The organism is Ruegeria sp. G7 (genome assembly GCF_056535465.1).
This window is the reverse complement of sequence record NZ_JBQFIL010000010.1, coordinates 1-10,521: the sequence shown is the minus strand read 5'-3', so window position 1 is coordinate 10,521 and position 10,521 is coordinate 1. Positions and strand designations below refer to the sequence as shown.

Genomic DNA, 10,521 nt, shown 5'->3' with positions numbered 1-10,521 from the left:
CTGCAAACCAGCGAATTGCATGATCAATCATATGGATCGCGGTACTCGAGCGGCTCAATAAATCCGCCGGACAAACCAATCGCCACACAGTTCTTGACCCAGGCATTGCGCACACGCCCGATGCGCATCGGGATCACGCGCGGTGTCGCACCCTTAGCCGCTGGCGCCCAGCCATTCGAGATATTCATCTGCCGCCTGATCATCCGTGCGATGCGCGGACGAGAACACGTAGCCCGTGCCGACACGGTTATAGAGCGGCACCCGCCACGTCCAACCGGCACCAAGTGCCGTGGACCGGGTCACGCTTTCGATCTTTGGGGTTAGGATGCTCGATCTGCAGCGCCATGGCGCGATCGTTTGGCAGGTAGTCCGAATAATCCATAAACGGCTCGCCAAGGCCTGATTGATGATCAACCCGCGAAAAGCCGGTACAATCGATGACCATCTCGATGTCGTGGCGGCCGTTGCGCTCCAGCATCAGATGGCTGACGTTGCCCTGTTCATCCAGCTCAACCGATTGCACCTCATCCTGGATATGTTCCACGCCACGCTGGGTGCAGACCCGTGTCAGCATGCTGCAAATTTCACAGCATCCAGATGATAGGCATAGCCAAAACGCTGCTCAAATTCCGGCTGACGCAACTGCGCGCACCTTGCATAGGCGTGCCAGATCATCATGTGGCGAGATGGATTGCGTGAAGTCCCGGTCCCCATTGCCAAATCGCAAGAAATACTCGGCGGACCCAAGCCTTCCAGCACCTGGCCATGGGCAAAGGGTTGACGTAATCGATGCGTTTACCCTTGGGGTCCTTGTTCCAATTGCAGAACTTCACCCCCAATTTAAAGGATGCATTGGTCTCGCGAAAAAATCCCGCTCTGAAATGCCCGCCTGCCGGAGCGTGACCGGCATACGCGGCACTGTGGCTTCGCCAACACCCACGGTTGAGATATTGGGGCTTTCGATCAGGCAGATCGCGGGGCGATCCTTGGACGCTGAGGTGCGAGAAAACACCATGTCCAAGATCAGCGCGGTCATCCAACCTGCTGTACCACCACCTACGATGGTGATTTTACGCAAACGATTATTCATTATCTTTGTCCCTGTCGGCTTTTGGGGATTTTTTAGCTGCTTGCCCCTTTTTGTTTTGGGGCTTGTAAAGCGGCCTTCCTCTTTGGCGTGCCGGAGACTATAACGACTTTATTGCGTCAATCTATACCCTTGACAAATTTACATGTGTCTCATTCTGATCCTTCGACTCAGAGCGTTCGATCTTCCGAACCCGGGCCGCACAAAAAGAACCGCGAGGTGTTCGAGGCAAATCCCCGCATATCTTGATCGATACGGTCGCTTTTGCGGACGGAGGTGGGCGCACCTATAAGCACTAAACTCAAGGTGTGGTTCAGATTTCCTCGCCTTTCTTCAGAAGGTCTTCGATCAATTGCCGTTGCAATTCATCGCTGTCACCCCGCCAAACTGGATCGCGCCACCGGTATAGGATGTGCCGTAGGTTTCGGCGATGTTCACCGTCTGCGCCAATCCAGAAATCAGTTGCGCCTTGTCCAACGACGAAAGCGGATGAATAAACGTCGCCCAAACGGTTCCATTTGCAATCGCGTAGCGGCATACAATGCCGTGTCGAAATTGGCCTGCATCATACGGTGCAGCTCTTCTTTCGACAGTTCATCAGCACCGCGGACCGCCACCACTGCACGCATCCGATCCGTGCTGACATCGGTGATCACCAGAACTGAACATCCGAGATCGTCAGCTCAAAACCCGGTCCAAGTGGCTGTGTCTCGGGGTCGAGGCGCAAACAGGATCTTGCCCAGCCTTTCGTAATCCATCGGCGGCTCAGCCTCTGGGCGGCAAGGCTTCCGGCGAGGAACATCAGCGCAAGGGCAAGGCGGATCATGATCATTCTCCCGCAGTGTGTGGCCCAACAATAGGGTCGCGGCAGGACACAAGCCAAACAAAGCCTGGTGAAGAATATTTCCCATCCAGTGCTACCGAACGGTGCGTCGCTGTTCCGAGATCAAGTCGATTGCTTTGTCCAAAGCGTCTTTTATCGACAGGTCTGAGGTATCCAACAGTACCGCATCTTCCGCTGGCTTCATCGGGGCCGTGCTGCGTTCTGCGTCGCGCGCGTCGCGTTCGCGCACATCGTTCAGAACCTGCGCGCGCGAAACGTCGGCGCCTTTTTCCCGAAGCTCAAGAAAACGCCGTTCCGCCCGCACCTCTGGGTTTGCGGTGACAAACAGCTTCACCTCGGCTGCGGGGCAAATCACTGTTCCTATGTCCCGGCCGTCCAGGACCGCACCGCCTGCCCTTCTGGCAAAAGCGCGTTGGAAATCGACCAAGGCGGATCGCACTTCGAATGACTGCGACTTGGATGCGGCCTGCGCGATATCCGCTGTGCGCAGATCGCCGTGGTCCAACGCCTCTGCCGTCAAGGCATGCGCCGCCGTGATCGCATCGACCCCGTTGAGCGTTTCACGGCCAACCGCGCGGTAGAGCAGCCCGGTATCCAGATGGGCAAACCCGAAATGCGCTGCGACGCCTTTGAAATTGTTCCCTCCGCCGCCGCAGGACCGTCAATCGCCACTGTGAAACTGGTCGTCAAGCCTACCGATTGCTGCGAACCAACTGGGCACCAAGCCGGGCCATCAAGGGTTCAAAAATCGGAAAGACGTAGCGATGGGCCCGGCATCATCTACGGTCACCGCCTTTTGCGCGCCCATCCCGAGGATCATGAAGGACATGGCAATGCGGTGATCCAGAAAGCTCTCGCACGTACCGCCGCCTGGAACGCCGCCGATTCCATGGCCATCGACGGACCACCAATCCTCGCCTTCTTCAACAGTGACCCCATTGGCCCTCAGGCCACGCGCCATTGCGCCGATCCGGTCACTTTCCTTGACGCAGCTCTTTGACGCCGCCCATCACCGTGGTTCCCGTGGCGTTTGCTGCACAACGGAGAGCACCGGGTATTCATCGATCATCGACGCGGCGCGTTCCGGCGGGACCGTGATACCCCGCATTTTGGGCGAATACCGCGCGCGCAGATCGGCCACGGGCTCGCCACCTTCTTCGCGCTCGTTTTCGGTTAGATCGGCCCCATGTCTCGCAGCGTGGTGAACAGACCGGCGCGGGTTGGGTTCAAGCCAATACCGGGGACCAACACGTCCGAACCCGGCGTGATCAGGGCTGCGCAAACCGGAAACGCCGCACTGGACGGATCGCGGGGTACGGCGATTACCTGCGGTTTCAACTCAGGGCGACCGGTCAAGGTGATCACCCGACCTTCATCAGTGTCTTCAACGGTGATTTCAGCGCCAAACCCCGCCAGCATCCGTTCCGAATGGTCGCGGGTGGCTTCTTTTCAATCACCACGGTCTGGCCGGGTGCGTTCAGGCCCGCCAGCAACACGGCAGATTTGATCTGCGCAGAGGGAACCGGAACCTCGTACCGCACGGGCACCGGTTCGGCGGCACCGACGATGGTCATGGGCAGACGCCCTTCTGACCGCCCAACGGACTGCGTTCCAAACAGAGACAACGGGTCCGTGACACGCGCCATCGGGCGTTTGTTCAGACTTGCATCGCCCGTAAAGGTCGCTGTGATCGGTGAGGTCGCCATTGCCCCCATGATCAACCGCACGCCGGTCCCTGAATTACCGCAGTCGATCACCTGATCGGGTTCCGCAAAGCCCCCGACGCCCACGCCATACACCGTCCACTCCCCACCACCGTGATCGGTCACCTCGGCCCCAAAGGCGCGCATCGCCTTAGCTGTGTCCAGAACGTCCTCACCTCGAGAAGGCCCGAGATCTTGGTCTCGCCCACCGCCATTGCACCCAGGATCAAAGACCGGTGCGAGATCGACTTGTCGCCGGGCACCTCTGCCGTTCCAGTCAGTGGGCCACAGGGGCGGAGGTCATCGGGATGGGCGAACCGTGTCCGGACATGAGGGTTCCTTTGCGCTGTCTTACTCAGGCCGATTAGCGAATTGCCGCCGCTTGGTCCAGCGCAATCACCCCTTGCGCCGGAAGGTCAGGTAGGTGGTGTGCGGCCCTCGCGCAGGGCCTTCTGTTCGTAGCGGGTGGAGATCCAATCATCCCAAGGCTCGCGCCAGTCCGCCGGGCGCTCGGCCAGCCATTCGAACCCGCACGCGGGACCTCTTCCAATGTTTGACGGACGTAGTCGGGGATATCGGTTGCCACCCGGAAAATCGCGCCCGGTTTCAGCACACGGCCAGCGGCTCCAGATGTTCGGTTGTCACGAAACGGCGGCGGTGGTGCCGTTTTTTCGGCCAGGGGTCCGGATACAGCAGGAACGCCCGCGACATGCTGGCATCGGGAAGCACATCAAACAAATCGCGCGCATCGCCGGGATGAACGGCTGGTTGTGCACGCCTGCACGGCGGATTTTTCCCAGCAACATTGCGACGCCATTGATGTAAGGCTCAGCCCCGATGATACCGGTGTTCGGGTTGCGCGCCGCCTGATGCACCAGATGCTCACCACCGCCAAACCCATTTCAAGCCAAACATCCTTGCCGCCGAACAACTCTTGCAGGTTCAGCGGGTGCCGCTCGGGGTTGGTCTGCCAATCCACTGCGCCGGGTGACAAGGCGTTAAGATCTTCGTGCAGATAGGTCTGTTGACTTCTCTTGAGGGCCTTTCCTTGAGACGGCCGTAGAAGTTTCTGTGTGGGCGTTGTGGTGTCTTGGAGTTCATGACGCTGGCCATACTGCGCCGCCTAACGCGTTGCAAGAGGTGCCCGCCGATGCGATGCGATACAAAAACGCGCCGGGTCGGGCGCGTTTTTCTAAGTCTCTTTGAATCAGACCGCCTGTTTCAACGCGTCGACCAGATCGGTCCGCTCCCAGCTAAAACCACCGTCTGCATCCGGTTCGCGTCCGAAATGACCAGGCTGCGGTACGCTGATAGATGGGTTTGTTCAGCTCCAGTTTCTGACGAATTCCGCGCGGTGTCAGGTCCATGACCTCCCCACCGCTTTTTCGATCTGCGCATCCGGCAACTGTCCGGTCCCGTGGGTGTCGGCGTAAATCGACAGCGGTTTGGACACACCGATCGCATAGCTTAGCTGGATGGTGCAGCGATCCGCCATTCCAGCAGCAACAACGTTCTTAGCCAGATAACGGGCCGCATATGCGGCCGAGCGGTCGACCTTGGTCGGGTCTTTGCCGAGAATGCGCCACCGCCATGAGGTGCCGCGCCGCCGTAGGTATCGACAATGATCTTGCGTCCGGTCAGACCCGCATCACCGTCCGGGCCGCCGATTACGAACTTACCGGTGGGATTGACATGCCATTCGGTCTCTGCCGTCAGCCAACCCTCCGGTAGCGTCTCGCGGATGTAGGCTCGACAATCTCGCGGATATCGTCCGAAGTCAGAGCCTCGTCCAGGTGTTGGGTCGACAACACGACTGAGCTGACGCCAACTGGCCTGCCATCGCGATAAATCACCGACAGTTGCGATTTTGCATCCGGGCCCAGCGCAGGCTCGGTTCCGTTTTGCGGACCTCGGCCAAACGGCGCAGAATCGCGTGGGAATACTGAATCGGCGCAGGCATCAGTGCTGGCGTTTCGGTCGTCGCGTAACCGAACATGATGCCCTGATCCCCGGCACCTTCATCCTTATTGTGGGCGGCATCTACACCCTGCGCGATATGGGCCGATTGTTCGTGCAGCAGGTTGGTCACTTCCACCGTGCCATGATGGAATTTGTCCTGCTCGTACCCGATATCCTTGATACAGGCCCGCGCAATCTGATCAATGCGGCCCATGTAATCGTGCAATTTATCCTGATCCGAAAGACCGACCTCACCACCGATGACGACACGGTCGGTTGTGGCGAAGGTTTCACACGCAACGCGCGCTTCGGGTTCTTCGTTCAGGAATGCGTCAAGGACGGCGTCGGAAATGCGGTCGCAGACCTTGTCAGGGTGTCCTTCGGAAACGGATTCGAAGTAAATGTATAGTTCTGTCGGGACATAAAAGTGCTCCATTAGGATTTTCCTGCCACGCCAGGAAGCCGTTGTGACAGGCGACGGACGGGATACGCGCCCAGGCAGACAGGGTCAATCCAAAATCAGCGTCGATCTTTGCGGGCGTTGCGCCAGAACATCGCGAACAACACCAATAGCAAGACCAAGACCGGATTATCGCCCATCCGTGAATAAAGCGTCGGCGCCTGTGGTTTCGGCAGCGTGGCATTTACATACCCGGCCTGCCCCAATGGCAGCGATGCCGTGATCCGCCCCAAAGGATCGATCATCGCCGACACGCCGGTGTTGGCCGACCGCATCATCGGCAGGCCTTGCTCGATAGCCCGCATCTGCGCTTGTGCCAGATGCTGATACGGCCCAGAACGTGTGCCGAACCACGCGTCGTTGGTAATCTGCAGCAGGTAATCCGCCCTGTTGGTGCACCCAGAACGTCCTGCGTAAAAACGGCCTCGTAACAGATCAGCGGCAAGGCCTTGCCCAGGTCTCCGGTATCGAGCAGTTGGGGACCGGGTCCGGCGCTGAATCCATTTCCCGTTGTTGCCGCAAGGCCGTGGATGCCGAAACGCGCCATCAGATCGCCAAATGGCACATATTCGCCAAACGGCGCGAGATGATGTTTGTCGTACAAACCTTGCTGACGACCGTCTTCACCCAGAAAAATCATCGAGTTGTAGATACGTGGACCGTCGCTACGCTGAATGCCCAGAATGACGGGCGTACCCTGCGCCGCCTCGGCAACTGCCGCCAGATAGGGTTGCGCACTACCCAACCATGCCGGAATCGCAGTTTCTGGCCAGACGATCAGATCCGGCCGGGGTCCGCAGCCGTAAACTCCAGCTGTCGTGCAAAAACAGCGGCGCATACTCAGGATCCCACTTCTGGTGTTGTGGAGCATTGGGCTGCACCAGACGAACGGTGTATTCGCTGTCCTGAACGTCAGGTCGCATCGCAGCGTAAGACAAAGCTAAAACCGCAAAACCCATGGCAAAGACAACGGGTCCCGCAAGACGCCGGATGGGCCTGTGTTCCGAGAGCGCTGCACCGACAAGCAGGGGCGCCGCAAACGTCAGCGCTGCAAGACCATATGGACCCACCAACGACAAAAGCTGCGCAACTGGTGTGTCCACCCAGATTTGTGCCACCGCGGCCCAGGGGAACCCGGTGAGCAGGTACCCGCGTCCGAACTCAACAAGCGAGAGCGCCAGCGCCAACAGAATGCCCTGACGCAGCGCCGGCGCCCCAACCGGCGCGACAGCCAAAAAGCGAGCGCCCAGAACAAGGCCAACCCGCCCGCCATCAAGACCAGGGCGAACGGCGCCATCCAGGCGTGTCGTGCGGCATCAACTTGAAACGGCTCGATGATCCAGTTCAACGCGTGCGCAAAGTAGCCGGTCGCAAAACCCAACCGAGCCAAGCGGCGCGGGTGCGCGTTTCGCTGGCAAGAAACAGGGGCGTGATCAGAACCAGTGAGGTCAATGTCGCCAGCCAGTACCCAAACGGGGCAAGACCATAGGCAGCCGACGCGCCCAGCGCGGCGGCAACCACGAGCCTCACCCATACAGGCCAGCCCTGGGCAGGGTTCATGCAGCGATATCCGGCAACATCACGCGCAATCGCTGATGCGGCGTGGATCGGCGTCAATAACTTCGAATTCCGGACCTTCGGGATGCAACACAACCTCGCCCCGCGCGGGAACGCGCCCAGACAGCATAAAGACCAGCCCCCGAGGGTGTCGATGTCTTCGTCATCGACATCCTTATGATCGGTCAGGGATCGGCCAATCTCGGCTTCGAACTCTTCCAGAGGCACGCGGGCCTGAACAACGTAGCAGCCTGGTTTCTCCTGAATCCAAAGCTGGTCTTCATCCGCATCATGTTCGTCGGCGATCTCACCCACGACCTGCTCAATCAGATCTTCGATTGTAAGCAACCCGTCAACGCCGCCATATTCATCGATCACCAGCGCCATGTGACGCCGTTCGGTCTGCATCTTCGTCAACAGAACCCCAATCGGCATTGAAGGCGGCACAAACAGCAACGTGCGCAGCATCGATTTCAGGTCGAACTCGTCCGATCCCCGTTGAATCCGTGGATCAAAGCAAAGTCTTTTAGATGTACAAACCCCAATGGTGTGTCCAGCGTGCCTTCGTAGACAGGAACCCGAGATAGCCCGCTGTCACGGAACACCTGAGCGAGTTCATCTTTGGATATCGTAGAAGGTACTGAGATAATTTCCGCGGTCGGTATCGCGACATCCTCAACCCGCATCCGGCGGAGGTTGATCATGCCACGCGGCTGCACGGCAACCGCCTCGCCCCGTTGACTGTGGTCTTGCTTGTCGTCCGGACCGGAGAAAGCATCAAAACTGGAGAAAAAATGCTGCTTTTTCTTCGATGTCGTTGCCGCTGTTCTGTGGTTGCGCGCTGTGCGCCGCCCTAGAACTGCCGTCTATATCGCCCATTATCCTGTTCCAATTGATCGGGTTTGGTAACCCACGTCATGTATTATATGGGTCATCAATACCCATTTTGCCAAGTATCTCGACCTCAACTGCCTCCATCAAAGTGGCGTCCAGGTCACGAACGTGATCATACCCCAGCAAATGCAACGTTCCATGAATGAGCAAATGCGTCACGTGATCGTCCATGGAATTACCCGCCGCAGCAGCCTCGCGCGCGCAGGTATCGAACGCGATTGCGATGTCACCCAGCATGATTTCGCCGGTGAGATCCGGATGCGGGAGACGCGGCGTTTGCCCGGCATCAACCGCACCCAATTCGGCTCCCGGCCAGCTGAGAACATTTGTCGCTGTTGGTTTTTCCCGAAACTCGTCATTCAACTCGGCAATACGGTTATCGTCGCATCCCAATACGCTGACTTCGCAGATGTCGGGGCAGCCCACATGCGAGAGCACGGCGCCGATAGCGTCCTGCGACAAGTCTTCAAGATTTTGCCAACGCGAGTCTTCGACTGTGACTTGGTTCATTTCGACACTTTCCGCAGCCTCAAACCGACGAGGCCCGGGATATCACCCCGTTTCGCGGCCAGCTTCAGCCTCATATGCCTCAATAATGGCCGCCACAAGCGGGTGGCGCACAACATCTTTGACGTGAAATAGTTGAAGCTGATGTTTGGAATCGCCTTCAGCAGCCGTTCCGCATCCGCCAGACCCGACAGAACACCGCGCGGCAGATCGACCGAGACCTGTCGCCTGTGATGACCATGCGGCTGCCTTCTCCAAGACGGGTCAGGAACATTTTCATCTGCATGGTGGTTGCGTTCTGCGCCTCATCCAGAACAACAGCATTGGCCAAAGTCCGACCGCGCATAAAGGCCAGCGGGGCAATTTCGATTCGCTTTTCCTCGATCAGTTTGGCGAGTTGCTTGCCCGGCAGGAAATCGTTCAGCGCGTCATACAAAGGCTGCATGTACGGATCGACCTTGTCTTTCATATCACCCGGCAGGTACTAACTTTTCGCCGGCTTCGACGGCCGGACGGCTAAGGATAATCCGGTCCACGTGACCGCCAATAAACATCGACACGCCAACCGCAACGGCCAGATAGGTTTTCCCAGTGCCGGCAGGCCCAATGCCAAAGGCAAGCTCATTATTGAAAAGGGATTGAACATAAGCTTTTTGAGCGTCTGTACGCAGTTCGACCAGTTTCTTACGAGTTTTGATCTCAACCGTCCCGCCCTTGAACATCTCAAGCTGGTCACCGTCGCGGCTGCCAGTCTCCTGTTCAGAGCCGCCCATGCGAAAGCTCGCGATCCACATCCGCCGCCTCAACGTCGCGCCCGCCTTCCAACCGCGTATAGAGCGCTTGCAACACCTCCAGCGCCTGTTTCTGCAGATCCTCGTCGCCCATAACCACCAGCTGATTACCCCGACGCAGGATCTGAACAGACAGCTTCTGCTCAATCTCGGCCAGATTGCGGTCATACTCGCCGCATAAATCAATCAACAATCGGTTGTCGGGAATTCAACAAACGCCTCGCGTTGGGGCATGTCGTCTTGCGGTGGGGTCAGGCACCGATGGCCAATCCGTTCTCCTGTCTTGGCGTTTTCACCTTTAGCGTAGACAACAAGACTCGGTGGGCGCAAGCCACAGTTTCAAAATTTCCGCGCCAAAGGACAAAACCGCCGACCAGTTGTCAAACAAAAGCTAAACAAAATGGTTCTTTGCTAGAATTTGTAATTCAGACCAAACCGCAGTCCCCGATAATTGGGCGTGGATTTGGTGGAAAATCCAGAACCAAACACGACATCCTCGGAATCGAACTGCACATACTCGTATTCGCCGGTAACCGACCAATTGTCGTTCAGCCTGTGTTCAGCCCCAATACTTGCCGAAAGCCGCCTCGTCGATCCGAGTTTGCAAAGACTGAACCGTCGATCCGGACGTGATGCTGTTTGTTGTTTCTATGTCACCCCAGACGTAACCAAGGCTGACAAAATACAAGACGCGACCGCTGCGGTTCGTCAGACCATTG

General features: G+C 58.0%; 10 protein-coding genes, 8 pseudogenes and 1 riboswitch. All 18 genes and pseudogenes read right to left on the bottom strand.

Translation table 11 applies throughout. From position 1 onward, the window contains the following. Window positions 1-23 precede the first annotated feature (23 nt). Window positions 24-188 (bottom strand): tryptophan 7-halogenase, encoded by a 165-nt coding sequence (locus ACR3EN_RS21505; RefSeq protein WP_480918571.1) that lies wholly within the window; start codon window positions 186-188, stop codon window positions 24-26. Continuing rightward, window positions 154-396: a tryptophan 7-halogenase gene (locus ACR3EN_RS21500; protein WP_480918570.1), complete on the bottom strand. Its 243-nt coding sequence runs from the start codon at window positions 394-396 to the stop codon at window positions 154-156. The genes ACR3EN_RS21505 and ACR3EN_RS21500 overlap by 35 nt, the downstream gene beginning before the upstream one ends. A gap of 40 nt (window positions 397-436) precedes the next feature. Continuing rightward, window positions 437-574 (bottom strand): annotated as a pseudogene (locus ACR3EN_RS21495) (tryptophan 7-halogenase); the annotation flags it as partial. A 255-nt stretch (window positions 575-829) separates the two neighbouring features. After that, window positions 830-1,090, bottom strand: coding sequence for a tryptophan 7-halogenase (locus ACR3EN_RS21490; protein WP_480918569.1), 261 nt, complete (start codon window positions 1,088-1,090; stop codon window positions 830-832). Between the two features lie 455 nt (window positions 1,091-1,545). Further along, complete coding sequence (locus tag ACR3EN_RS21485; protein ID WP_480918568.1) at window positions 1,546-1,743, bottom strand: hypothetical protein; 198 nt, start codon at window positions 1,741-1,743, stop codon at window positions 1,546-1,548. Continuing rightward, on the bottom strand, window positions 1,740-1,913 hold the full coding sequence (locus tag ACR3EN_RS21480; protein ID WP_480918567.1) for a hypothetical protein: 174 nt from the start codon (window positions 1,911-1,913) through the stop codon (window positions 1,740-1,742). Before ACR3EN_RS21480 ends, ACR3EN_RS21485 begins: the two co-directional genes overlap by 4 nt. 91 nt (window positions 1,914-2,004) lie before the next feature. After that, window positions 2,005-2,621 (bottom strand): annotated as a pseudogene (locus tag ACR3EN_RS21475) ((d)CMP kinase). Window positions 2,622-2,623: 2 nt separating this feature from the next. Further along, window positions 2,624-3,965 (bottom strand): annotated as a pseudogene (gene aroA, locus ACR3EN_RS21470) (3-phosphoshikimate 1-carboxyvinyltransferase). A gap of 65 nt (window positions 3,966-4,030) precedes the next feature. Next, window positions 4,031-4,735: pseudogene (gene trmB, locus ACR3EN_RS21465) on the bottom strand (tRNA (guanine(46)-N(7))-methyltransferase TrmB). Window positions 4,736-4,841: 106 nt separating this feature from the next. Next, window positions 4,842-6,016: pseudogene (gene metK / locus ACR3EN_RS21460) on the bottom strand (methionine adenosyltransferase). Between the two features lie 5 nt (window positions 6,017-6,021). Continuing rightward, window positions 6,022-6,070: riboswitch (SAM-SAH riboswitch) on the bottom strand. A gap of 42 nt (window positions 6,071-6,112) precedes the next feature. Beyond that, window positions 6,113-6,421: a nitrilase-related carbon-nitrogen hydrolase gene (locus tag ACR3EN_RS21455; protein ID WP_480918573.1), complete on the bottom strand. Its 309-nt coding sequence runs from the start codon at window positions 6,419-6,421 to the stop codon at window positions 6,113-6,115. Next, window positions 6,328-6,798 (bottom strand): nitrilase-related carbon-nitrogen hydrolase, encoded by a 471-nt coding sequence (locus ACR3EN_RS21450; protein WP_480918566.1) that lies wholly within the window; start codon window positions 6,796-6,798, stop codon window positions 6,328-6,330. The genes ACR3EN_RS21455 and ACR3EN_RS21450 overlap by 94 nt, the downstream gene beginning before the upstream one ends. Then, entirely contained in the window at window positions 6,791-7,288 is a 498-nt protein-coding gene (locus ACR3EN_RS21445; RefSeq protein WP_480918565.1) for a hypothetical protein, read from the bottom strand. Before ACR3EN_RS21445 ends, ACR3EN_RS21450 begins: the two co-directional genes overlap by 8 nt. A 44-nt stretch (window positions 7,289-7,332) precedes the next feature. Next, window positions 7,333-7,587 (bottom strand): annotated as a pseudogene (locus tag ACR3EN_RS21440) (hypothetical protein); the annotation flags it as partial. A 22-nt stretch (window positions 7,588-7,609) separates the two neighbouring features. Continuing rightward, a pseudogene (locus ACR3EN_RS21435) lies at window positions 7,610-8,323 on the bottom strand (CBS domain-containing protein); the annotation flags it as partial. Between the two features lie 202 nt (window positions 8,324-8,525). Next, the gene (ybeY, locus tag ACR3EN_RS21430; protein WP_480918564.1) at window positions 8,526-9,014 is read right to left on the bottom strand and encodes an rRNA maturation RNase YbeY; all 489 of its coding nucleotides are present in this window, start codon (window positions 9,012-9,014) and stop codon (window positions 8,526-8,528) included. Window positions 9,015-9,056: 42 nt separating this feature from the next. Beyond that, window positions 9,057-10,036, bottom strand: a pseudogene (locus ACR3EN_RS21425) (PhoH family protein). Between the two features lie 177 nt (window positions 10,037-10,213). Next, window positions 10,214-10,354, bottom strand: a complete 141-nt coding sequence (locus ACR3EN_RS21420; protein ID WP_480918572.1) for an outer membrane protein — start codon at window positions 10,352-10,354, stop codon at window positions 10,214-10,216. Window positions 10,355-10,521: the final 167 nt, after the last annotated feature.

Coding starts and splice junctions, on each gene's coding strand:
- ACR3EN_RS21505 (WP_480918571.1), bottom strand. CDS start 188: ATGAATATCTCGAATGGCTGGGCGCCAGCGGCTAAGGGTGCGACACCG.
- ACR3EN_RS21490 (WP_480918569.1), bottom strand. CDS start 1,090: ATGAATAATCGTTTGCGTAAAATCACCATCGTAGGTGGTGGTACAGCA.
- ACR3EN_RS21480 (WP_480918567.1), bottom strand. CDS start 1,913: ATGATCCGCCTTGCCCTTGCGCTGATGTTCCTCGCCGGAAGCCTTGCC.
- ybeY (WP_480918564.1), bottom strand. CDS start 9,014: ATGAACCAAGTCACAGTCGAAGACTCGCGTTGGCAAAATCTTGAAGAC.